The 22551-nt window shown below is 68.5% G+C and carries 16 protein-coding genes; 9 read left to right on the top strand and 7 right to left on the bottom strand.

The window, feature by feature from the left end; genetic code table 11:
* Nucleotides 1–44 precede the first annotated feature (44 nt).
* Complete coding sequence (locus V9K84_RS06945) at nucleotides 45–1331, top strand: benzoate/H(+) symporter BenE family transporter (protein ID WP_088515368.1); 1287 nt, start codon at nucleotides 45–47, stop codon at nucleotides 1329–1331.
* Here the strand turns inward: V9K84_RS06945 and V9K84_RS06940 are convergent.
* From V9K84_RS06940 to V9K84_RS06910, 7 genes are read right to left on the bottom strand one after another with little or no spacing between them, the layout of a single operon-like run.
* On the bottom strand, nucleotides 1225–3060 hold the full coding sequence (locus V9K84_RS06940) for an ABC transporter ATP-binding protein (RefSeq protein ID WP_082405744.1): 1836 nt from the start codon (nucleotides 3058–3060) through the stop codon (nucleotides 1225–1227). The two genes, V9K84_RS06945 and V9K84_RS06940, sit on opposite strands and share 107 nt — an antisense overlap.
* Nucleotides 3057–3875 (bottom strand): ABC transporter permease, encoded by an 819-nt coding sequence (locus tag V9K84_RS06935; RefSeq protein WP_043860485.1) that lies wholly within the window; start codon nucleotides 3873–3875, stop codon nucleotides 3057–3059. The genes V9K84_RS06940 and V9K84_RS06935 overlap by 4 nt, the downstream gene beginning before the upstream one ends.
* 12 nt (nucleotides 3876–3887) lie before the next feature.
* Nucleotides 3888–4949, bottom strand: a complete 1062-nt coding sequence (locus tag V9K84_RS06930) for an ABC transporter permease (RefSeq protein WP_043860484.1) — start codon at nucleotides 4947–4949, stop codon at nucleotides 3888–3890.
* Entirely contained in the window at nucleotides 4942–6516 is a 1575-nt protein-coding gene (locus V9K84_RS06925) for an ABC transporter substrate-binding protein (RefSeq protein WP_088515369.1), read from the bottom strand. Before V9K84_RS06925 ends, V9K84_RS06930 begins: the two co-directional genes overlap by 8 nt.
* Before the next feature lie 10 nt (nucleotides 6517–6526).
* Nucleotides 6527–7702 (bottom strand): LLM class flavin-dependent oxidoreductase, encoded by a 1176-nt coding sequence (locus V9K84_RS06920; protein ID WP_088515370.1) that lies wholly within the window; start codon nucleotides 7700–7702, stop codon nucleotides 6527–6529.
* Nucleotides 7703–7712: 10 nt separating this feature from the next.
* Nucleotides 7713–8447 carry a class II aldolase/adducin family protein gene (locus tag V9K84_RS06915; protein ID WP_088515371.1) on the bottom strand — a complete coding sequence of 245 codons (735 nt, stop codon included), beginning with the start codon at nucleotides 8445–8447 and terminating at the stop codon, nucleotides 7713–7715.
* Between the two features lie 15 nt (nucleotides 8448–8462).
* On the bottom strand, nucleotides 8463–9518 hold the full coding sequence (locus tag V9K84_RS06910; protein ID WP_088515372.1) for an ABC transporter substrate-binding protein: 1056 nt from the start codon (nucleotides 9516–9518) through the stop codon (nucleotides 8463–8465).
* Nucleotides 9519–9808: 290 nt separating this feature from the next.
* On the opposite strand from V9K84_RS06910, the gene V9K84_RS06905 reads away from it, so the two are divergent.
* The 8 genes from V9K84_RS06905 to V9K84_RS06870 all read left to right on the top strand — a co-directional run bounded on the left by V9K84_RS06905 (nucleotide 9809) and on the right by V9K84_RS06870 (nucleotide 22472).
* The gene (locus tag V9K84_RS06905; RefSeq protein WP_054915368.1) at nucleotides 9809–11026 is read left to right on the top strand and encodes an acyl-CoA dehydrogenase family protein; all 1218 of its coding nucleotides are present in this window, start codon (nucleotides 9809–9811) and stop codon (nucleotides 11024–11026) included.
* A gap of 55 nt (nucleotides 11027–11081) precedes the next feature.
* Nucleotides 11082–12860 carry an ABC transporter ATP-binding protein gene (locus V9K84_RS06900; RefSeq protein ID WP_088515373.1) on the top strand — a complete coding sequence of 593 codons (1779 nt, stop codon included), beginning with the start codon at nucleotides 11082–11084 and terminating at the stop codon, nucleotides 12858–12860.
* Nucleotides 12853–14751 (top strand): ABC transporter ATP-binding protein, encoded by a 1899-nt coding sequence (locus V9K84_RS06895; RefSeq protein ID WP_088515374.1) that lies wholly within the window; start codon nucleotides 12853–12855, stop codon nucleotides 14749–14751. The genes V9K84_RS06900 and V9K84_RS06895 overlap by 8 nt, the downstream gene beginning before the upstream one ends.
* 520 nt (nucleotides 14752–15271) lie before the next feature.
* A complete protein-coding gene (locus V9K84_RS06890; protein ID WP_058540679.1) occupies nucleotides 15272–16417 on the top strand; it encodes an LLM class flavin-dependent oxidoreductase in 1146 nt (381 codons plus the stop codon).
* A complete protein-coding gene (locus V9K84_RS06885) occupies nucleotides 16414–17472 on the top strand; it encodes an ABC transporter substrate-binding protein (protein ID WP_043862916.1) in 1059 nt (352 codons plus the stop codon). The genes V9K84_RS06890 and V9K84_RS06885 overlap by 4 nt, the downstream gene beginning before the upstream one ends.
* Before the next feature lie 69 nt (nucleotides 17473–17541).
* Nucleotides 17542–17688, top strand: coding sequence for a hypothetical protein (locus V9K84_RS06880; RefSeq protein WP_168186860.1), 147 nt, complete (start codon nucleotides 17542–17544; stop codon nucleotides 17686–17688).
* 32 nt (nucleotides 17689–17720) lie between these two features.
* Nucleotides 17721–19952 (top strand): TonB-dependent receptor, encoded by a 2232-nt coding sequence (locus V9K84_RS06875; protein WP_088515375.1) that lies wholly within the window; start codon nucleotides 17721–17723, stop codon nucleotides 19950–19952.
* Nucleotides 19953–20012: 60 nt separating this feature from the next.
* Complete coding sequence (locus tag V9K84_RS06870) at nucleotides 20013–22472, top strand: TonB-dependent receptor (RefSeq protein ID WP_058540677.1); 2460 nt, start codon at nucleotides 20013–20015, stop codon at nucleotides 22470–22472.
* The last annotated feature ends 79 nt before the right edge of the window (nucleotides 22473–22551 follow it).

The following is a 22551-nucleotide window of genomic DNA, read 5'->3' as shown; positions in this document are numbered from 1 at the left end:
GCGGATACGCTCGGCACCCCAGCCCATCCCGCAAGGACCTGCCCATGAACCGAACCGCTTCGCGCCTGCACCCGCGTGACCTCGTCTCACCCACCCTGGCCGCCCTGATCAGCGTCATGGTCAACTATGGCGGCACCTTCGTGCTGGTGTTCCAGGCCGCGCAACTGGGCAACCTGACCGCCGCGCAAACCGCCTCGTGGGTGTGGTCGGTGAGCATCGGCGTGGGCCTGACCGGGGCCTGGCTGAGCTGGCGCTACCGCGCGCCGATCATCACCGCCTGGTCCACCCCGGGCGTGGCGTTCCTGGCCACGGTCATGCCGTTCACACCCTATGGCGAGGTGATCGGCGCCTACGTACTGTGCGCCATCGGCTTCATCCTGCTGGGGCTGTCGGGGGTGTTCGAGCGGCTGGTGCGCTGGATACCGGCCGGCATCGCCGCCGGGCTGCTGGCAGGCATCCTGCTGCAGTTCGGGGTCAACGCCTTCGGCGGGGCCAGCGCCGACCCGCTGCTGGTGATCGTGCTGGTGCTCACCTACGCCGTGCTGCGCCGCTTCACCTCGCGCTTTGCCGTGGTCGGGGTGCTGGTGGCGGGCCTGGCCATGCTGCTGGCCCAGCAGCGCCTGGACCTGCACGGCGTGCACCTGAGCATGGCGCTGCCGGTGTTCGAAACTCCGCAGTTCAGCCTTGGCGCGCTGTTCGGCGTGGCGCTGCCGCTGTTCGTCATCACCCTCACCGGGCAGTACATGCCCGGCATGCTGGTGCTGCGCAACGACGGCTACGCCACCAGCGCCAACCCGATCATCACGGTCACCGGGCTGGGGTCGCTGCTGATGGCGCCGTTTGGCGCCCATGCGTTCAACGTGGCCGCCATCACTGCGGCCATCTGCACCGGCAAGGACGCGCACCCCGACCCGGCCAGGCGCTACCTCGCCGGCATCGCCTGCGGGGTGTTCTACGTCACCGTGGGGGTTTTCGGCGTGACCCTGGCCAGCCTGTTCATGGTGCTGCCGCGCACCTTCGTCACCACCCTCGCCGGGCTGGCCCTGCTGGGCGCCATCGGTGGCAGCCTGGCCAGCGCGATGGGCGATGCGCGTACTCGCGAGACCGCGCTGATCACCTTTCTGGCTACCGCCGCCAATGTCACCCTGCTGGGTATCGGCGGCGCGTTCTGGGGGTTGCTGACCGGCCTGCTGGTGCATGCGCTGATGCACGCCGGCCGCCCGCTCAGCCCAGCCGTGGCGAGTGCGCCAGCAGCCCCTGGGTGTACGCCGCCTGGGGGTGGTCCAGCACATCCTGCGCCGGCCCCTGCTCGACAATCCGCCCTTCCCTGACCACCACCACGCGGTCGGCGATGGCGCGCACCACGCCCAGGTCGTGGGTGACGAACAGCAGGGTCATGCCCTCGCCCTGCAACTGCTTGAGCAGCGCCAGGATCGCCGCCTGCACCGACACGTCCAGGGCCGAGGTCACCTCGTCGCAGATCAGCACCGAAGGCTCGCACACCAGCGCGCGGGCAATCGCCACGCGCTGGCGCTCGCCGCCCGACAGATGATGCGGGTATTTGTGCGCTGCATCCGGGGGCAGCGCGACCCGTGCCAGCGCCGCGTCGATACGCGCCCGGCAGGCCGCGCCCTTGAGGCCGAAGAAGTGCTCCAGGGGCGCTTGCAGGCACTGCGCCACGGTCTGGCGCGGGTTCAGGGCGCGGTACGGGTTCTGGAAGATGTACTGGATACGGTGGCGCGTGGCCGCGGGCCGCTGGCGCGCCAGCAGGCTCAGCGGCTGCCCGTCGAAGGTCAGCTCGGCCTGGGCGGTATCGCCCAGCCCCGCCAGGGTGCGCGCCAGGCTGGTCTTGCCCGAGCCCGACTCGCCCACCACCGCCAGGCATTCGCCCTTGTACAGGTCCAGCGACAGGTCGAACAGCACCTGGCGGTCGTAGCTCAGGTTGAGGTCGCGCAGGCTCAGCAGCGGCGTGTCAGCGCAGCTGAGCACCGTTGCCGGCACCACCGTCGGCGCAGCCACAGCAGTCAGTTGCGGGTGCAGGCAAGCGACCTGCTGCGCGCTGTCCAGCGCATTCAGCGACGGCTCCAGCGAGGTGCAGGCAGCGCTGCGGCGCGCGCACCGCGGGGCGAAGGCGCAGCCTTGCGGGCGCTGACCGGGCGCCGGGGCATGGCCGGCAATCGCCTGCAACGGGCGCTGGCGGGCCACGTCCGGAATCGCCGCCAGCAGGCCCAGGGTGTACGGGTGCGCGGGCCGCGCGAACAGGCGTTCGCGCTGCGCCACCTCGACGATGCGCCCGGCGTACATCACCATCACGCGGTCGACCAGGTCCTTGATCACGGCCAGGTCGTGGGACACGTACACCGCTGCCACCCCCTGCTCCTTGCACAGCCTGCGCAGGGTTTGCAGGATGTGCGCCTGGGTGCCGACGTCGAGGGCGGTGGTGGGTTCGTCGAGCACGATCAGGCGCGGGCGCAGCACGAAGGCCAGGGCCAGCATCACCCGTTGCTGCTGGCCGCCGGACAGTTGATGGGGGAAGCGCCTGAGAAACTCGCGATCGCCGGGCAGGCCGACGTCCACCAGGGTCTGCTGCAGGCGGTCGGCCTGGGCCGCACGGGCAAGCTGCGGCTCGTGGGCCAGCAGGGTTTCGCGCAGCAGGTTGCCGATGCGCAGCGCCGGGTTGAGGGCCATGGCCGGGTCTTGCGCAACATAGCCGATCAGCCCGCCGCGGGCACGGCGCAGGGCATCGCCCTTGAGCTCGAGCAGCGAGGCGCCGGCAATGTCGATGCGCCCGCCGGCAATCTGCGCACCGCGCCGGGCATGGGCCAGCAGCGCGGTGGCCAGGGTGGTCTTGCCCGAGCCGGACTCGCCGACAAGGCCGAGGATTTCACCGGGGGCCAGGCTGAAGTGGATGTGGTCGATGATATCGGCGCCGCTGGCGAGTTCGACCCGCAGGTTCTCGACCCGCAACGCTTCGCCGGCAACGCCGGCTCCTACAGACGGTGCAAAACCTGTAGGCGCCGGCGTTGCCGGCGAAGAGGCCATCAAGGCATGCGCATTCATTTGCGTTCTCCCGCACTGTGCCGGGCAATGCCCTCGGCCAGAATATTGGTGCCGTAGGCGAACACCCCGATCAGCAGCGCCGGTGCCAGCACCGCCCACGGCTGCACCAGCAGCCCGGCCTGGTTCTCGTTGATCATCAGCCCCCAGTCCGCAGCCGGCGGCGCCACGCCGTAACCCAGAAAGCTCAGGCCCGACAACATGCCCACGCCCCAGGTCAGCATGTTGCCAAAGTGCACCAGCAGCGGCGTCAGCACGTTGGGCAGGATCTCGCGCAGCAGAATCCGCGTGCGCGAAAAGCCCATCATCTGCGCCGCCTCCACGAACTCCTGGCTGGCCACCGCCACCGCACTGCCGCGCGCCAGGCGGATCACGCCGGGGGTAAAGGCAATTGCCACGGTCATCACGATCAGCCACGGCGCGCGCCCCAGCATCGACACGATCAGCAGCACCAGGATCAGGTCCGGAAACGCCAGCCACACATCCGCCAGCCAGGTGATGGCCTGGTCCAGGCGCTGGCGCGACAGCCCGGCCAGCAGCCCCAGCGCCGTGCCCAGCACCAGCGCAATGGCAGCGGCCGCCAGCGACATCCACAGGATCGACACACCGCCACCGAGCAGCCGCGACACCACGTCGTGGCCCAGAAAATCATGCCCCAACGGCGCCTCGCCGCTGGGCGGCCCGTACACCCCGCCAACCATGTCGGTGGGCGCATGCGGCGCCAGCCACGGGCCCAGCAGCGCCAGCAGCACGATGGCCAGGGTCACCAGCCCACCCCGACGAATTTGCGGCTCACGCCAGACACTTGCACTGAACATGCTCTCTTCCTCTCAAGGGGCCTTGGCTGCCGGGCGGCGCCACCAGCTCTGGATGCCGCGACGGTTGCGCTGGATCAGCGTTGCCCGCCGCGCGGTGCGCAGCCTGGGGGTCAGCAGCACGGTGAGCAGATCGGCCAGCAGGTTGATCGCCACCACGCCCAGGGTGATCACCAGCACCACGCCCTGGATCAGCGGAAGGTCGCGCATCTGGATCGCGGTGTTGAGCTGGGTGCCGATGCCGGGGTAGCTGAAGATCACCTCGGCCAGCAGCGCGCCGCCGATCAGCGTGCGCAAGGTCAGGGCCACGCCCTGCACCGCCGGCACCAGCGCGTTGGGCAAGGTGTGGCGCCACACGATGCGCCATTCGGGCACCCCGCGCAGGCGCGCCGCACTCACGTAGTCGGATTCCAGCGCCTCGATCATCGAGGCGCGTACCAGCCGCGCCAGGTACGGCAGCGACGACAGGCTCAGGGCCAGTATCGGCAGCAGCAGAAACTCCAGCTGCTGCCACAGGTGCTTGTCCGGGTCGAGGATCGACACCGCCGGCAGCAGGCTGAACTGCGGCATGGAAAACAGCAGCACCAGCCCGATGGCCAGCAGAAAACCCGGGGTGGCCTTGAGAAAGATCAGCGCCGACAGCGCCCAGCGGTCCAGGCGGCTGTCACGCCGCAGCGCCAGGCTCACGCCGATGCTCAACGCCAGCGGCACCACCACCAGCAGCACGCCGCCCAGCAGCGCCAGGGTATTGCCAAAGCGCGCGAGAATGATGCCGGCCACCGGTTGGTTCGAATCCAGCGAGATGCCCAGGTCGCCGTGCAGCACCTGCCCCAGCCAGCTCAGGTACTGCAGCAGGATCGGCCGGTTCAGGCCCAGTTGCTCGCGCAGGGTCTGGATGCTCTCCAGCGGCGCGTCGGGGCCCAGGATCACCCGCGCCGGGTCCGAGGGCAGCGCCTGGGTGGCGATGAACACCACCAGGCTGATGACCCAGGCGGTGAGCAGGCCGTAGCCCAGGCGCCCGATGAACCAGGGCAGCCAGGCCGGCAGTCGATGAGAGGTTGCGCACGGTTCAGGCATGGTTCAACCACAGGCTGTCAAAGCGCCAGGAGGCGAAGGTGGTCTGTTCGCCGTGCAGGCCGCCGACCTTGTTCGAGGCGGCGTCCAGCACGTCGGTGAAGCCCCAGATCAGCAGGCCGCCGCGCTGGTGCTGAATGGCCTGCGCCTCGTGCACCAGTTGCTTGCGCTGCGCCAGATCCGGCTGGCCGAGCGCCTGGGTGAACAGCGCACTGAAGCGCTCGTCACGGAAGTTGCTGCGGTTGTAGATCGCCAGCGGTGCATCGTTGTGCAGGCCGGTGGCCAGAAAGCCGCGGGCCGGTGTCGAGCCGGGCGACATCAGCCACTGCTCCTTCTGCGGACCGTTGAATACCGAGGCGTCCACCGGCGTGACCTTGACCTGGACCCCGGCCTTCTTCGCCTGCTGGGCGAACACCAGGGCAGCGTTGATTTCGTTGGCGGTGGTGGTCAGCTCTATGCGCAGGTCGGTCTGCCCGGCCTGGCGCAGCAGCGAACGGGCCTGGTCCAGATCGAAGGGGCGCTGGGCGATGGCATGGTTGTAGGTGGGGTCGGTTGGCGAATACAGGTCGTTGGCGATGCGCCCGAAACCGTTGAGGCCACGGCCCACCAGCTCCTGGCGGTCGGCCAACAGGCGCAAGGCCTGGCGCACCCGCTCGTCCTGGAACGGTGCCTTGGCGGTGTTGAGGTTGAAGCCACTGAACGAGGTGGTGGGCGACACCACCAGTTGCAGGCGCGGGTCGGCCTTGAGCAAGGCACTGTGCTCGGCCTGCACGCCGCTGGCGATGTCGATCTGCCCGGCACGCAGGGCGGCTACGCGCGATACCTGGTCCTTGAATTCGATGATCTCCAGCTCGTCGGCATATGGCTGGTTGGGCTTGTAGTAGTTTTCGAAACGGCTGAACAGCGCACGCTGGCCCGGCACGAAACGTTTGAGCCGGTACGGGCCGGCGCCCACCGGGTTGCTGACCGGGTCGTAGTCGGTGGGCACGATGCCGCCGAAGGCAATCAGGGTCTCGTCCAGCGGGAAGAAGCTGCGGCCCTGCTTGAAGCGGATCTCGATGGTGCGCTCGTCGAGCTTGCGCAGCGCCTGGCGGTCGATGGCGCCCACCAGCCCGGCAAATGGCGAGGCAAGTTTCGGGTCGGTCAGGCGCAGGATCGAGAACAGCATGTCGTCGGCGCCGATGCTCTTGCCGTGGTGGAACTCCAGCCCCGGCTTGATGCGAATGGTCCAGGCGCTGGCATCGGCATTGGGCTCGGCAAATTCGGCCAGGCCCAGGCGCGTGCTGACGTCGTCGTTCCATTCCCAGAACTTGCTGTACAGCGCCCAGCCGCGAATGATCCCGCCACCGGAAGGCTTGTGTGCATCCAGGTTGCCGGCCTGGTCGCCGTCGATGATGCCGACGCGCAGGCGCCCGCCGTGCACCGGGGTGCCCGGGCGTGCAATGGCCGCCGCGCTGCTGGCAGGCCCGCCGGCATCGCAGCCGCCCAGCAGGCTGGAGCCCAGCAACAGGCCGCCACCGACGGCCAGGCTGTTGCCGAGGAAGATCCGGCGCGAGAATTCATGAGGCATGGGCAGCTCCTTAGGCCGGCTCGACAGCGGTGCGCGCACCCAGGCGCGGGATCTCGAACCCGTGGTCCAGTTCCAGCAGCGGGAACAGCAGGTCGGCCACCCGGTGCGCTTCATCGATCAGCGGAAAGCCCGAGAGAATGAACGCCGAGGTGCCCTGCTGCTGGTACTCGCGAATGCGCTCGGCCACCTGCTCGGCACTGCCCACCAGGTAGGTGCCGGACGACGGGCCGAGGATGTCGAAGCCGAACAGGCTGGGGCCGGTCCACACGTTGGGGTAGATCTCAAGCTCGCGCGCAGTGGGCAGGCGCCCGTCGCGGATGCTCTGCACGTTGCGCTGCACCTGCGGGTTGTCGCTGTGGAAGGTGTCCAGGGTCTGGCCCGGCGGCAGGCGGCGCTCGATGGCGGCGCGGGCGGTGGCCAGGGAGGTCTGTTGCAGCAGCTTCTCGGCATGCGCCCAGGCTTGGGCCTCGGTCTCGCGCACGATGACCTGCAGGCGCGTGCCGTAGGTCAGTTCGCGGCCGATCTTCGCCGCTTCGGCGGCCACGCGGCGGAACTTGTCGCCCAGCCGGGGCGGGGTGTCGGCAAAGCTCAGGTACACGTCCAGCAGTTGCACCGAATGCGCCACGCCCACGTCCGAGGTGCCGGCGCCCCACAGGGGTACCGCCAGGCGCTGCGGCGGGTGCCAGCCGCCCAGCGGATGGCGCGCCGCCGCAGCCGGGCGTGGCGCGAGCTTCACGTACTGGCCGTCGAAACCGGCGGTGTCGCCGGCATAGATGCGCTGGAAGGCGCGCCAGTATTCCAGGCTGAACTGGTAGCGCTCATCGTGCGGGTAATGCACACCCAGGGTGGCCAGGCCCGCGTCGCTGCCATTGACCACGTTGAACAGCAGGCGGCCGTTGGAGAACTCGTCGAAGGTCAGCGCCCACTTGGCCAGCACCGCCGGCGACAGCTCGCCCGGGTGCTGCGCCACCAGAAAGCGCAGGCGCTCGGTGGCATCGATCAGTGCCGCCGACACCGCCAGGCTCTCGTTGGGGCTTGAACCCAGCAGGGCGCCGTAGAACCCCAGGCGGTCACTGGCCACCGCCAGTTGCCTGAGGTGGGCGAAATCGGTTTTCCAGCGCCCCTGGGGCTCCCACGGGTAGGGGCCGTCGGGGCTGGTGAGGTACCACAGGATCTTGATGGCCATGGCAGGTTCCTCAGGCGCGTGGGCGGTCGATGGCCGGGACCAGGCCCAGCGCGTGGGCGCGGTCGATCAGCTTGCTCATGTTCCATTGCTGGGTGAGCACGCCGGGGCCGTAGGGGCGCGAGCCGCCGATGGACTCGGCCAGCAGTTGCAGTTGCGCGCCCTCCTCCAGCAGCAGGATGAACTCGGCGGTGGCGCGCAGGCCCTGGCGCCCCCACACGGTCGCACCGCCGTTGGCTTCGAGAATCGCCGGGGTGTAGGGGTTATCGGCCAGGCGCTCGAGAATGAAGTCGACCTCGTCCTGGCGCCGGTCGATGTACACCGGCAGCTCGCGGGCCAGCTGGTAGCGCTGCACCGGCACGTAGTGGAACGGCAGGCTGCGCTGGGTCTGCGCCCAGGCGCCCAGGTACGGGGTGTGCACGTGGGACACCGTGGTGATGCCGGCGTCTTCGCGAAACAGCCGGGTGTAGCGGCCCAGCCCGCCCTTGCCCTGGCCATGCACCAGGTTGCCGGCAAAGTCGCTGACCGTGGCCTGCAGCGGCTTGCGGTAGTCCCACGGGCCTGGGTAGTTGACCGACACCAGCAGCTCGCGGCCCGGTACGCGCTCGATGAAGCCCACGGTGCCGGCGGCGGTGAGGGTGTTGGTTTCGCGGAACACGGTGAAGGCCTGTTCGGCCTCGTGCAGCACCTGCTCGATGAAGGCCTTGAGGTCGGCGTCGATCAGGTGCTCGGTGGTCAGTACGGTCATGGCGGACTCCTTGGTTCAGGCGCGGGCGCGCCGGGCCAGCAGTTGATGGGCAGCTTGCAGTGGACGCGGGTCGACCCAGTCGGCCAGGTTGAAATCGGCTTCGAGAAAGCCATGCAGGTTGAGGAAGGTCTTCTGGATGTCCAGGTAGCCCAGGCGCTGGGCCGAGAGGTCCGGGGCCAGGGTGGTGTGGAAGTCGCCACGGTAGGCTTCGTCCACGCCCTGGGCGCCGGCGCGGGTCTCGTCCTGCAGGATGCGCAGCAGCGCCTCGCGGTTGTGGCTGGCCCAGTCGGCGGCGCGCAGGGTCTGCGCGAGGAAGCGCACCACCAGCTCGAAGTGGTTGTCCAGCAGGCTCTGGTGCACGGTGATCGGCCGTGGCGTGCCGTTGTTGATGCGGTAACGCGGGTCGCTGATCTGGTCCAGGTCGATGCCCACCACCAGGCCCAGGCGGCGCGCTGCATCGGCAGCGGCGGCGCCCTTGACGTACACCGCGTCGACCTCGCCACGGGCCAGGTAGTCCAGCCCCGACCACAGGCGCTGCAGGCCCTGCTCGGGGGTGAGGGCGTCGTCCTGGTTGTGCAGCGCCACTTCCACCAGTTCGACATCGTCGAAGCTCAGGCCGGCCAGGCTCAGCGCGCCCTTGTAGCCATGCAGGCTCATGGCGCGGGCGATGCTGCCCGGGCGGTTGTCGCCCCAGGCCGGCAGCGCCAGGCGCTTGCCCTTGAGGTCCCGGGCGCTGCGGATGCCGGAGTCGGGGCGTACCAGGACGGTCTGCCATTCCTCGATCCAGGTCAGGCCGATCAGGCGGCTGGGCGAACCGGCGGCGCGGGCGGCCAGGGCCGGCACGTTGCCGCCCTCGCGAAACAGCCCGGGCAACTGGTGATCGTAGTGGTGATGGCCGAGCTGGCGGGCCTCCTGCAGGGTCTCCACCGGCAGGCCGTCGGCGGCGAATTCCTCCCCCAGCCAGCCCAGGGTGTAGGCGATGCCGGAGGCGGTCGGCACCGGGCAGCGGGTGAACCAGATCTGTTCGAGGGCCGGTGCGGCAGGCAACGGCAAGGTAGCGGCGATTGACATGGGCATGTTCCATCAAGCGAAGGTAGCCATGCCATTGCAGCGCCCGTGCCAACTCACCAACTCATTGTTTTTGTTGGTTTTTTAAAGACCTTCTGAACACCGGCTGCTGGCCTGGCAGCAGTGTTGCAGCTGCCCTGCTGCTGCCAGAGCAACAATCGGCGCCCCGCTGCTGCCCCAGCAGCACCCCGCCGCCCGCACCTGGCCGCAGTCCTTGTGGCACAAGGCTTTGCGGCGTGTGGCACAGAACCTGCTCAAGGGCCTGAAACCTGTTCATTCAAGGAAGCCCCCGCATGAGTACCCCGCCCCGCCGCCTGGAAAGCGCCGCCCAGGCCATCGCCGCCGCCCATGAAATCGCCGGCCAGATCGCCGAGCTGGCCCGCGACCGGCACAACAACCGCCAGTTGCCGCGTCGCCAGGCCCAGCTGCTGTCCGACAGCGGCCTGACCGCCATCGGCGTGCCCGCGCAGTTCGGCGGGCTGGGCGCTTCGGTACAGACCATCGTCGAGACCGTGCGCATCGTGTCCGCCGCCGACGGCGGTGTCGGGCAACTGCTGCAGATTCACAACGTGATGCTGCGCGGTGTGCTCAGCGGCTACCCGGATGAAGTGCGCGAGCGCCTGATCGCCGACCTGCTCGCCGGCAAGCGCCTGGGCAACGCCCTGGCCGAGGTCGGCGGCAAGAACAAGTTCGCCCTCAAGACCCGCATCGAGCGCCGCGAAGACGGCAAGCTGGTGCTCAACGGCAGCAAGTTCTACTCCACCGGCTCGTACCTGGCCGAATGGATCTCGCTGACCGCCGCCAGCGACGACGGCGGCGCCGGGGTGCTGCTGCACCGCGACACGCCGGGCCTGACCCTGCTCGACGACTGGGACGCATTCGGCCAGAACAACTCGGTGAGCGGCACGGTGCAGTTCGACAACATCGAGCTGGACGAGCGCTATGTGCTGCGCCGCCAGGGCCCGATGAAGCGCACCGGGCTGACCTTCCCGCAGATACTGCACGCGGCCATCGACACCGGCATCGCCGCCGGCGCCCTGCAGGCCGGCATCGACTACCTCAACCAGCACGCGCGCCCGTGGGTGGAGAGCGAGGTGGAGCGCGCCAGCGAAGAGCCGCACATCATCCGCCAGATCGGTGAATACGCCGTGGCCCTGCGCGCCGCCGAATCGCTGCTGCGCGATGCCGCACGGACCTTCGATGCGCACGAGCTGGCCCCCGACGACAAGGCCCTGCAGGACGAGCTGATTCTCTCGGTAGCCACCGCGCGGGCGCACTCGGATGCCGCCTCGCTGAAGATCTCCAGCGACATCTTCTCGCTGCTGGGGGCCAGCGCCTCGCTGAGCAAATGGAACCTGGACCGCTTCTGGCGCAATGCGCGGGTGCACACCACCCACGACCCGATCCGCTGGCGCCTGCACCACGTGGGCAACTACTACCTCAACGGCATCGACCCGGGCGAATACACCGCCATTCTCGCCGCCAAGCAGAGCGCGGGCGCCAGCCGCTGAACACCGGGCGCGGGGCCTGCCCTGCGCCTGCTTTCCCCTTTGCCTCGAGTTTTCCATGAGCCCTCGACACCCGCTGCTGCGCAGCCTGGCGATCTACCGCGAAATGCCCTGGCGTTTCGCCCTGGTCGCCGGGCTGTTCGTTTTCATCAACCTGGGGCTGGTCTGGCAGCAATGGCTGATCGGCCATGCGCTGAACGACGTGAGTGCCGGCGCCGCCGTGGTGCGCCTGGCCGATGGCAGCCTGGATGCACGCCTGGCCTGGCACTGGTTCTGGCTGATAGGCGCGGTGGCGCTGGGCCGCGCGGTGTTGCAGTACGCCGCGGCCATCGGCTCGCTGGTGCTCGGCCAGGCGCTGCTCACACGCCTGCGCGAGCGCCTGCTGGCCCAGGTGCAGGCCCTGCACCTGGGCTACCACTGGCAGCACGGCATGGGCGAGATGGTCACCCGCACCACCCGCGATGCGGACAAGGTGCGCGATGCCCTGATCAGCTTCTGGCGCCAACTGGTGGAAACCCCGTTGGTGGTGCTGGCCACCGTCGGCCTGCTGGCCTGGTACGACCCGTGGCTGGCCCTGGGGCCGCTGCTGCTGACCGTGCTCGGGCTGGGCATCTTCGTGCACCAGACCGAGCGCCTGGTGGCACTGGACCGTGCCGTGGGCGCCGCCTACGACCGGGTCAACCAGGACCTGGCCGAAGGCATCGGCGCGGTACGGGTGATCAAGTCGTTCGGCCTGCAGGCCCAGCGCATCCAGGGCTTTGCCGCGCAGGTGCAGGTGTTTGCCGGGCATGCACGCCAGGCGCTGGCCTACGCCAGCTCGCGCATACCGCTGCCGCAGGCGGTGGTGGCGCTGGGGCATGTGTGGATCCTGGTGGTCGGTGCGCAGCTGGTGGCCCAGGGGCGCATCGGCATCGGCGAGCTGGTGACCTCGCTGCTGATCGCCACCACCCTGGTGTTTCGCATCGAAGGCATCGGCCGGGTGATGCAGACCTTCGCCGACGCGCGCGCCTCGGCCGAGCGTATCTGGCAGTTGCTCGATGCGCCGGTACACATCGTCAGCGGCCAGCAGTCGCTGCCCCCGGGGCCGCTGGGCCTGAAGCTGGAGGCTGTCGGCGTGGCAGCGCCCGGCGGTGGGCAGGCGGTGCTCAGCCAATGCTCGTTGCAGATAGAACCCGGCGAGGTGGTCGCGCTGGTGGGCGCCACGGGCACCGGCAAGAGCCTGCTGGCCAGCCTGCTGCCGCGCCTGACCGAGGCCGACCAGGGCCGCGTGCTGCTGGGCAGCGCTGCACGGGGCTGGCACGACGTGCGCACCCTGGCGCTGGATGAACTGCGCCGGCGCGTGCATGTGCTGCCCCAGGAGAGCTTTCTGTTCGCCGACAGCCTGGCTGCCAACCTGCGCCTGGGTGCGCCCACGGCCAGCGACGCGCAACTGCTCGATGCACTGCGCCAGGCCAGCGCCGAGGACGTGCTGGCGCGCCTGCCCCAGGGCCTGGACACGCCGCTGGGCGACCGTGGCGTGACCCTCTCGGGCGGCCAGCGCCAGCGCCTGTGCCTGGCCCGCGCCCTGCTGGCGGCCCCCGACATCCTGTGCCTGGACGACGCCACCAGCGCGCTGGACGCGATCAGTGAACAGCGTGTGCTCGACACCCTGCGCCAGCGCCGCAGCGATGGGCATGCGCCGACCCTGCTGCTGATCGCCAGCAAGCTGAGCACCGTGCAACTGGCCGACCGCGTGCTGCTGCTGAGCAGTACCGGCATTGCCGACAGCGGCAGCCATGCGCAGCTGCTGCAACGCAACCCGACCTACCGTGAACTGCTGGGGATCGAGCATGGCTAAGCCGCAAGCGGGCACTGCCCTGAGCGATATCGAAATAGAAGAATTCCTGGCAAGAAAGGCCCTGGACCGCAGCATGTTCCGGCGCCTGCTGCCGCTGCTGCGCCCGGTGCGCCGGCAGATCGGCTGGGTGATCGGCCTGGAGCTGGTGCTGGTGTTCACCGTGTTCCTGCGCCCGTGGTTCGTGCGCGAGCTGCTCGATCACGGGCTGATCCATGACGGCAACGCCTGGCTGCTGGACCCGCCGCTGGTGCTGTGGCTGGGCGCGGGCCTGGCGGCAAGCTGGCTGGGGCGCTTCGTGCTGGCGGGGCTCTCGCAGTACATCGCCGGCAGCGCCGCGATCAGCGTGCTCAACGACCTGCGCGTGCGGGTGTTTGCGCACGTGCAGGCGCTGAGCGTGGGCTACTTCGACCGCACCCGCGCCGGGCGCATCATTTCGCGGGCCGACCGCGACGTGGACGCGCTAGAGCCGCTGCTGATCCAGGGCCCGCCCGAGCTGCTCGGCGCCCTGCTGCGCTGCAGCCTGGCGGCGGTGATGCTGTGGCTGATCGAGCCGCTGTTCTTCTTCAGCCTGATCGGCAGCATGCCGTTGCTGCTGCTCGCCACCTGGGGCTTCAAGCGTATCGCCCAGCGCAACTGGGCGAAGGTCGCGGAAAACCGCAGCCGCTTCACCGCCCACCTGGTGGAGAGCGTCAGCGGCGTGCGCCTGCTGCAGCAGACCGGCCGGCAGCAGACCAACCTGCAGCGCTACCAGGGCCTGCTGGACGAATTCAACCGCGCGCTGATTCTGGGCAGCCTGCGCTCGGGCTGGTTCGCGCCGTTCACCGCGCTGCTGGCGGCGATGGGCATGGCGGTGCTGGTGCTGGTGGGTGGCTACGGGCTGGCCGAGGGTTCGGTGACGGTAGGCCAGGTGGGTGAAAGCCTGTTCTACGTGATGCTGTTTCTGGGGCCGTTGCAGGAGCTGACCGACCTGTTCGAGCGCTATGCCACCGGTTCGGCTTCGGCGCAGCGGATCTTTCTGCTGCTGGACACCGCGCCGCAGATTCTCGACCCGCAGGTGCCCGTGGCGTTGCCCAGGGCGCGTGGCGAGGTGCGCTTCGAGCAGGTGCGCTTTGCCTATGAGCCTCAGGCGCCAACGCCGGTGATCGACGGGCTGGACCTGCACATACGGGCCGGCGAGGTGCTGGCATTGGTCGGGCCGTCGGGGCATGGCAAGAGCACGCTGGTGCAGTTGCTCACGCGCTTCTATGACGTGGACGGCGGCGCGGTGAAGCTCGATGGCATCGATGTTCGCCAGTTGAGCCAGCAGCAGTTGCGCCGGCACGTGGGTGTGGTGCTGCAGGACAACGTGCTGTTTGCCGGCAGCATCCTCGACAACCTGCGCCTGGCAGCACCGGGGGCGGACGATGCGACGCTGATCGCGGCGGCCCGCGAGCTGGGCGCCGATGAAGTGCTGGAGCGCCTGCCGCACCAGTACGCGACCCAGGTGGGGGCGCTGGGCGCGCACCTGAGCCATGGGCAGCGCCAGCTGGTGTGCCTGGTGCGGGCGTACCTGGCAGACCCCGCGGTGCTGGTGCTGGACGAAGCCACCTCGGCGGTGGACGTGCATACCGAGCGGCGCATCCAGCGGGCGTTGCGTCGGCTGTGCGAGGGGCGCACGGCGATCATCATCGCGCATCGGCTGGCGACCATTCGCGAGGCGGACCGCATCGTGGTGATCGGCCAGGGCCGCCTGGTGGAGCAAGGGCCGCATGCGCAGTTGCTGGCCAGGGGTGGGGCGTATGCGGCGTTGCATCGCAGCTATGCGCGGGCCGGCTCCTGCACGGTCTCCAGTCAGGCCACCAGAGCTCACAACGCCGCTCCTGCAGGCCATGGCACGTTGCAACAAATGTAGGAGCGAGCGTTGCTCGCGAAGCGCCGCGCGGGCGGCGCTCGGTCTTGAGGGCGCTGGTGGACTCGAGGCATGCACCTTCGGGCCTTGATGCGATTCAAGGTATGCATTTTTTGAATTCGATGCGATTCAAAAGCATGCACCTCTCGAACCCGGTGCAATCTCAACCCAGATGTTAAACGTCGTTCGGGAATGCCCGACACACGAACGCAGCGCAACCACCATGCGCCAGTCGATGCCTTTGCTGCGCCCTCCAGACCGAGCGCCGCCCGCGCGGCGCTTCGCCGGCAAGGCCGGCTCCTACATTGGTTGCAACGCACCATGGCCTGACGGTATTGCATTGCCAGCCCTGTTTGCACGGCTTTGGACCTCTGTGGTGCCCCCTCCTGCTGCAACCGCCGCACCCACTGCTGCTGCACTGCTGCCCTGGCAGCAGTGCAGCAGCCCACCCCCCGCAAAACCGGGCCCGCACCGCGTGGCATGACGGTTGCACCACCTCTGGCACATTCACCGAGGAACAGCCATGAGCACCGAATTCTTCTGGCGCCTGCCCCTGGGCACCGACGGGCCGCAATTGAGCACCGACCGGCACAACCGTGGCAGCTTCAGCCACCAGCACGGCCATATCGCACCCGGCCGGCTGGCAGACGGCCGCCCCGACGGCTTCACCTATATCGACTACATCGCCCAGGTGGCCAAGGCCGCCGAACTGGCCGGCTTCGAAGGCGCCCTGCTGCCAACCGGCCCCGAACCCTGGATCGTGGCCGCCGCACTGGCCCGCGAAACCCGCCGCCTGCGCTTTCTGATCGCCTTCCAGGCCGCCTGGACCCTGCCCGCCTATGCCGCACAGCAGGCCGCCATCCTGCAGCACCTGAGCCACGACCGCCTGGACTGGAACATCATCACCGGCGGCAACCCCGCCAGCCAGCGCGCCCAGGGCGACTTTCTCGACCACGACCAGCGCTACCGGCGCACCGGCGAATTTCTCGACATCATCGACGGCCTGTGGCGCAACGAGCACTTCAGCTACCAGGGCGAGGTCTATCAACTGGACAACGGCGCCCTGCCCGAGCACCTGGGCCATGTGCGCAAGCCGGGGGTGTACTTCTCCGGCTTCTCCGACCCGGCCCTGGACGTGGCTGCACGCCACGCCGATGTGTACCTGAACTGGGCCGAGCCGATCGAGCAGCTCAGGCCGCACATCGAGCGCGTGCGCGAGCTGGCCGACAGGCAGGGCCGCACGGTGCGCTTCGGCCTGCGCGTGGACCTGTTCGCCCGCGAAACCGAAGAGGCGGCCTGGCGCGACCTGCGCCGCCAGTTCGACAGGCTCGACGGCAGGCCCAGCGCCCTCTCCAGCACCTTCAGCACTGCCAGCGACTCGGTCGGCGGCGCCCGCCAGAGCGCCTATCACCAGAACATCCAGCGCTTCGACGACCTGATTCTGGGGCCAAACCTGTGGGCCGGTTTCGCCAAGGCCAAGCCCGGCCCCACCGTGGGCCTGGTGGGCAGCCACCAGAACATCGCCGAACGCCTGGCCGAGTACCGCGACGCCGGCTTCTCGACCTTCATCCTGGCCGGCAACCCGCACCTGGAAGAAGCCCTGCGCATCGGCCAGGAAGTGCTGCCGCTGGTGCAACAACAACCCATCAAGGACCCGATGCCCCTATGACCACCCCTCTCGATACCCTCTGGTACACCCACAGCCCGGTGCCGACCGGCCTTGGTATCGCCGTGCAGACCGGGCGCCTGGCCGAGGCGTTCCAGCCGCTGGGCACCTCGATCCAGTCGCTGCGCGAGTCCAGCGAGCGCGAAGTGCGCGAAGCCCACTACGACCATCACCTGCCCAACTCGGTGCGCCACGGCGGCAACATTCCGGCGATCTGGGCCTACGCCAGCGGCGTGCAGACCCGCGTGCTGGGGCTGAGCTGGGCCGATGAGGTGCAGTTGATCCTGACCACCGAGGACAGCGGCGTGAAAAGCGTGCGCGACCTCAAGAACCGCCGCTTCGGCCTGCCCAAGTGGGCCAACGTGCAGATCGACTTCACCCGCGCCCAGGCCCTGCGCGGGCTGGAAAACGCGCTCAGGCTCGAAGGCCTGGACGTGGCCGATGTTGAGCTGGTGGACTACCCCTACGGCGGCACCCACAGCGACGAGCAGGTCACCCATGTGCATGGCGCCACGGTGACCCTGGGCATGAACCGGGTGAGCCGGCGCAACAACGAACTGATCGGGCTGCTGCGCGGCGACATCGACGCGATCTTCCTCAAGGGGGCCTCGGCCTTGCAACTGGCCCACGAGTTCGGTTTGCGGGTGGTGATCGACACCGGCTCGCACCCCGATCCGCTGATCCGTTCCAACAACGGCACGCCGCGCACCCTGACCGTGGACCTGAACCTGCTGCAACAGCATTTCGGCGCGTGCACGCGCATCGTCGACGTGGTGCTGCGTACCGAGCAGTGGGCCTGGGCCAACCCCGATGAAACCCGGCGCTACCTGGCGCGCGAGCTCAACACCAGCGAGTACTGGGTGGCGGCGGCGTATGGCGAGGACGCGCACCGGCGCCTGCGCACCACGCTGGACAGTCGCTCGATCGAGGCTCTGCAGGATTTCACCGATTTTCTGCATCGGTGGCATTTCATTGCGCGGCGCTTCGATGTGCGCGACTGGATCGATTTCAGTGTGCTGGAGGCGGTGATCGGGTCGACGTCGCGGGTGGCCACCTGAAAATCGTGTCGCCCCATTCGCCAGCAAGGCTGGCTCCTACACAGGCCTCGCCCCCTGTAGGAGCCAGCCTTGCTGGCGAAGCTTTTCAAACCGGTTGCTGCTGCAGCAGCAGGCATTCCACAGCCCCCTGCTGCACCACTAGCAACCCACCCCGAAACACCCGATAAAACCAATGTAAATCAACAGCTTGCAAACATGGCACAAACCCTGCTCTAGCCCCGTATCAGCCACACTCGGGGAGCCACACCATGCATCAGCTTCATCCACTGGCCAGGGGCATCGGCCTGGGCCTGCTGCTCGCAGGCACCAGCACCGCCCACGCCGACGACAGCACCACGCCGGCACTCAAGACCGTCACCGTCACCGCACAACACCGCGAAGAAACCCTGCAGGAAGTGCCGGTATCGGTCAGCGCGGTCCAGGGCACCAGCATCACCGCCGACGGCGTGCGCGCCATGGGCGACATCACCACCTTCATCCCCAACGCCTCGGCCAAGAACCCCGATGGCGATGGCCGCCCGCGCTGGTACATCCGCGGCCTGGGCACCGGCGACACCGGCGCCGCCACGGTCTACCCGGTGGGCATCTATGCCGACGACGTCTACCTCAACGCCCCCGTCGCCGGCGGCGGCCCGCTGTTCGACCTGGAGCGCATCGAGGTGCTGCGCGGCCCTCAGGGCACCCTGTACGGCAAGAACACCACGGCGGGGGCAGTCAACGTGATCTCGAAAAAGCCCACCTTCGACACCGACGGCTTCGGCACCATCGGCTTTGGCAGCAAGAACGAACGCATCCTCAACGGCGCCCTGGGCGGCACCCTGGTGGACGAACGCCTGGCCGGCCGGGTGTCGCTGTATTCCGAGGAGCGCGACGGCTTCACCCACAACCTGACCAACGACCAGACCTATGGCGACGTCAACAAGAAGGCCGTGCGCGTACAGTTTCTGGCCAGGCTCAACCCGGACCTGGAGGCGCTGTGGAAGCTCCACGGGCGCCAGTTCAAGGGCGATGGCAGCAGCGGTTCGCTGCCGCTGGGCACCTATTACAACGTCGGCTACCAGCGCCCCCAGGGGCGGCGCATCGAGCTGAACGTGGACGAGCACTCCAAACTCGACCACGACGGCACCTCGCTGACCCTGAACTGGGACATCGGCGACTACCGGCTGACCTCCATCACCGCCTACGACTCTATCCGCCAGCAGTCGCTGACCGACGCCGACTACACCCCCTACGAGGTCAACGGCGCGAGCGACACCGACAACCGCTACGACCAGTACTCGCAGGAATTTCGCCTGGCCTCCCCGCAGCAGGAAACCCTGCGCTGGATGCTCGGCACCCATTACTTTCACGAAACCCTCGACAGCACCGACCGGCGTTTCGTGACGCCGGGCCCGACGCCCAACGGCACCGGCTCCAACCAGATCGGCGGGGTCGACCTGAGCAGCCTCGACTACACCCACAAGACCGACAGCTACGCGCTGTTCGGCAACCTGGCCTATGACCTGAGCGACAACTTCACCGTGACCGGCGGGCTGCGATGGACCACCGAGAAAAAGAGCATCGACCTGGACCTGGCCCAGCTCACCCGCACCAGCGCCAACGGCCCGCTGGTGCCGCTGGGCGCTGCGGGCGCCAACGGCAACCGCGACGAGAGCAAGCGCTGGGACGCCTGGACCTACGATGTGACGCCCGAGTACCGCATCAACGACAACCTGCGGGTGTTCTTTCGCTATGCCCACGGCTTTCGCTCCGGCGGCTTCAACACCGGCCTGTCGAGCAACCTGGCGCAGCTGACCACGGTCGACCCGGAACAGCTCGATGCCTACGAGCTGGGCCTGAAATCGGAGTGGTTCGACCACCGCCTGACGGTCAACGCCAACCTGTTCTACTACGACTACCAGGACATCCAGGTCAACCTGCTGACGGTCAACAGCGGCGTGCTCACCACCGCGCTCACCAACGGTGCCAAGGGCAAGGTCAAGGGCGCGGAGCTGGAGATCGAGGGCCAGCCCACCGACTACCTGCACCTGCGCGCGGCGGTGTCGTTCCTGGACACCGAGTACACCGACTTCAAGAACGTCAACCCCACCACCGGCGAGGTGACCGCCGACTACAGCGGCAACAGCTTCGTGCGCTCGCCGCGCAACGTGGTGTCGCTGGGCGCCGACTACACCATCCCGCTGGCGATCGGCGGCAAGCTGGTGGCCGGCGCCGACGTGAGTTTTCGCGACAAGGAGTACTTTCTGGCCAACCGCCAGAGCAGCGCCGAGCCGACCCTCAGCCAGCCCCACTACACCCTGGCCAACAGCCGCCTGACCTGGTTCAGCGCGGATGAAAAGCTCAGCGTGACCGGCTTCGTCAACAACCTCACCGACCGCCGCTACCAGGTGCACGGCCGGCCCAACGGCCCCCAGGGCCAGTACGTGCTGACCTACGGCGACCCGCGCACGGTCGGCGTCAGCGTCACCAGCCGATTCTGATCGACCGCGCCGGCGGCAGGCTGCCGGCGCACTTCAACTGCCTTGCAAGGAGTACACCCCATGTTGCGTCCCACCCCCTTGGCCGGCGCCATCGCGCTGGTCATCGGCAGCGTTGCCGTGCCCGAATGCTCTGCCCAGGCCGCACCCGGCGCGGATGACAAGCTCGATACCGTGGTCGTGGTCGGCACCCGCCGCAGCGACGTCACCGCGCTGCAAAGCGCAGCCCCGGTGGATGTGCTGAGCGCCGAGAAGCTGCAGGACACCGGCGCCAGCGACCTGTCCGGTGCGCTGACCGCCCTGTCGCCCTCGTTCAGCTTCCCGCAGTCGCCCCAGGGCGCGTTCGCCGGCTCCATCGCCCAGGGCGCCTCGCTGCGCGGCCTGGCGTCGGACCAGGTGCTGGTGCTGGTCAACGGCAAGCGCCGCCATACCAGCGCCAACGTGACCCGCCAGGGCCTGGCCAACGGGCGTGGCGCAGCGGCCGTGGACCTGAGCCTGATCCCGCTCAGCGCGGTGTCGCGGGTGGAGATCCTGCGCGACGGCGCCGCCGCCCAGTACGGCTCGGACGCCATCGCCGGGGTGATCAACATCGTGCTCAAGGAGAACGACGACGGCGGCAACGTGGGCTATCGCTTCGGCGGCTACGACAAGGGCGACGGCCTGCAGCGCAAGCTCAGCGGCTGGAAGGGCCTGGCCCTGCCCAACGATGGCTTCCTGACCCTGAGCTTCGATGCCGGCAGCCAGGACCCGGCCAGCGACACCAACCCCGACAACCGGATCTTCTACCCCGGCAGCACCAGCACCGATACCCCGCGCGAGCAGAACAACCGCTACCGCACCTGGCGCTGGGGCTCGGGCAATGTCTCGGACCAGTACAACCTGGTGGCCAACAGCGAAATCGGCCTGGGTGAAGGGCTGACCGCCTATGGCTTTGCCACCTATGCGCACAAGAACACCGACGCCGACGGCTTCTTCGACCCGCCCACCACCCTGGCCCGCAACTACGGCAGCGATGCGCTGCGCCGCTACCCGGACGGGCGCCTGCCGGTCACCCGCTACAACCTGCAAGACTATGCCGTGACCGGCGGCCTGCGCTGGGAGGACGAAACCCTGGGCACGTTCGACCTGGCTGCCAACTACGGCAACGACACGTTGAAGTCCACCGACCGCAACGCCATCAACCCCAGCTGGGGCACGGCCAGCCCGTCGAGCATCTACACCGGCGAGCGCGAGAACCAACAGACCAACCTGACCCTGGACTGGGTGCGCGACTTCCCCACCGACCTGCTGGCCAGGCCGCTGACCCTGTCGGCGGGCCTGGCCTGGCGCAAGGAGAACTACCACCTGGGCGCCGGCGAGGCGGCCGGCTGGCAGAACGGGCCGCTGTTCGGCAGCCTGGACCCGGTCAGCGGGCGGCCGATCCCCGGTTACTACTCGGGCATCACCAACGTCGATGCCGCGTCGCTGGAGCGCAAGGTGTTCGGCGCCTATGTCGACCTCGAAGGGCAGCTCACCGACAAGTTCCAGGCTGGCGTGGCGCTGCGCTCGGAGCATTACTCGGACTTTGGCGACACCACCAACGGCAAGCTGTCGCTGCGCTACGACTTCACCCCGCAGATCGCCGCACGCGGCAGCCTCAGCACCGGCTACCGCGCCCCCTCGCTGGTGCAGAGCGGGCTGTCCTCGTTCAGCGTGCAGGTGGTGGAGCAGCCACCTGGCAGCGGCAACTGGGTCGAGGTGCAGCAGCGCACCCTGCGTGCCGACAGCCCCGAGGCCGCGCTGCTGGGCGGGCGCGCGCTCAAGCCCGAAGAGTCGACCAACTACTCCCTGGGCCTGGTGTGGCGCCCGCTGGCCAACGCCTCGGTGACCGTGGACGCCTACCGCATCGACATCGACAACCGCATCACCCTGTCCGACCAGTTGCCGGCCAGCGTGGTGGGGCCGATCTTCGCCGGTACGCCGTATGCCAACATCCAGAGTGCGGCGTTCTATACCAACATTGCCGACACCCGCACCGACGGCATCGAGCTGGCCGGCCAGTACCAGTGGGACCTGGCGCAGTACGGCCGTCTGGACCTGAACGCCGGCTTCGCCAAGACCCGCACGCGCATCACCGAACTGCGCGATGCCGGCGGCATTGCCGGCAACCAGATCGTCGGGCGTGCCACCCAGGGCCTGATCGAGCACGGCACCCCCGACACCAAGCTGACCCTCAGCGCCAACTGGCTGTACCAGAACTGGGGCGTGACCCTGACCCAGCGCCGCTACGGTGAATGGCAGAGCCTCAATGCCAGCAACCCCGACCTGGACCAGACCTTCAGCGCACAGTGGATCACCGACCTGGATCTGAGCTACCGCTTCGACCAGGGGCTGAAGGTCTCGGTGGGTGCGATCAACCTGTTCGACAGCCACCCCGACAAACTCGAAGGCCAGACCCTGTACGGGGTGCAGAAGTACTCGATCACCTCGCCCGAGGGCGCCCAGGGCGCGTTCTACTACACCAGCCTGAGTTACGACTTCTGAATTTTGTCCGACAATAAAATTGAGCTGGATCAACGTTTGGCGTGATGTATGGCACTTAGCCTTCATCCACTGCGACAGC

Origin of the sequence: Pseudomonas sp. AE27 (assembly GCF_037113495.1) — a bacterium.
GTDB lineage: Bacteria > Pseudomonadota > Gammaproteobacteria > Pseudomonadales > Pseudomonadaceae > Aquipseudomonas > Aquipseudomonas palmensis.
This window is presented reverse-complemented; position numbering and strand designations above follow the sequence as displayed.

What these genes read in the sequence shown, in the direction of transcription:
- V9K84_RS06920 (WP_088515370.1), bottom strand. Translation starts at nt 7,702, where the DNA reads ATGGCCATCAAGATCCTGTGGTACCTCACCAGCCCCGACGGCCCCTAC.
- V9K84_RS06940 (WP_082405744.1), bottom strand. Translation starts at nt 3,060, where the DNA reads ATGAATGCGCATGCCTTGATGGCCTCTTCGCCGGCAACGCCGGCGCCT.
- V9K84_RS06890 (WP_058540679.1), top strand. Translation starts at nt 15,272, where the DNA reads ATGAGCACCGAATTCTTCTGGCGCCTGCCCCTGGGCACCGACGGGCCG.
- V9K84_RS06870 (WP_058540677.1), top strand. Translation starts at nt 20,013, where the DNA reads ATGTTGCGTCCCACCCCCTTGGCCGGCGCCATCGCGCTGGTCATCGGC.
- V9K84_RS06905 (WP_054915368.1), top strand. Translation starts at nt 9,809, where the DNA reads ATGAGTACCCCGCCCCGCCGCCTGGAAAGCGCCGCCCAGGCCATCGCC.
- V9K84_RS06945 (WP_088515368.1), top strand. Translation starts at nt 45, where the DNA reads ATGAACCGAACCGCTTCGCGCCTGCACCCGCGTGACCTCGTCTCACCC.
- V9K84_RS06875 (WP_088515375.1), top strand. Translation starts at nt 17,721, where the DNA reads ATGCATCAGCTTCATCCACTGGCCAGGGGCATCGGCCTGGGCCTGCTG.
- V9K84_RS06925 (WP_088515369.1), bottom strand. Translation starts at nt 6,516, where the DNA reads ATGCCTCATGAATTCTCGCGCCGGATCTTCCTCGGCAACAGCCTGGCC.
- V9K84_RS06935 (WP_043860485.1), bottom strand. Translation starts at nt 3,875, where the DNA reads ATGTTCAGTGCAAGTGTCTGGCGTGAGCCGCAAATTCGTCGGGGTGGG.
- V9K84_RS06885 (WP_043862916.1), top strand. Translation starts at nt 16,414, where the DNA reads ATGACCACCCCTCTCGATACCCTCTGGTACACCCACAGCCCGGTGCCG.
- V9K84_RS06895 (WP_088515374.1), top strand. Translation starts at nt 12,853, where the DNA reads ATGGCTAAGCCGCAAGCGGGCACTGCCCTGAGCGATATCGAAATAGAA.
- V9K84_RS06900 (WP_088515373.1), top strand. Translation starts at nt 11,082, where the DNA reads ATGAGCCCTCGACACCCGCTGCTGCGCAGCCTGGCGATCTACCGCGAA.
- V9K84_RS06930 (WP_043860484.1), bottom strand. Translation starts at nt 4,949, where the DNA reads ATGCCTGAACCGTGCGCAACCTCTCATCGACTGCCGGCCTGGCTGCCC.
- V9K84_RS06910 (WP_088515372.1), bottom strand. Translation starts at nt 9,518, where the DNA reads ATGTCAATCGCCGCTACCTTGCCGTTGCCTGCCGCACCGGCCCTCGAA.
- V9K84_RS06915 (WP_088515371.1), bottom strand. Translation starts at nt 8,447, where the DNA reads ATGACCGTACTGACCACCGAGCACCTGATCGACGCCGACCTCAAGGCC.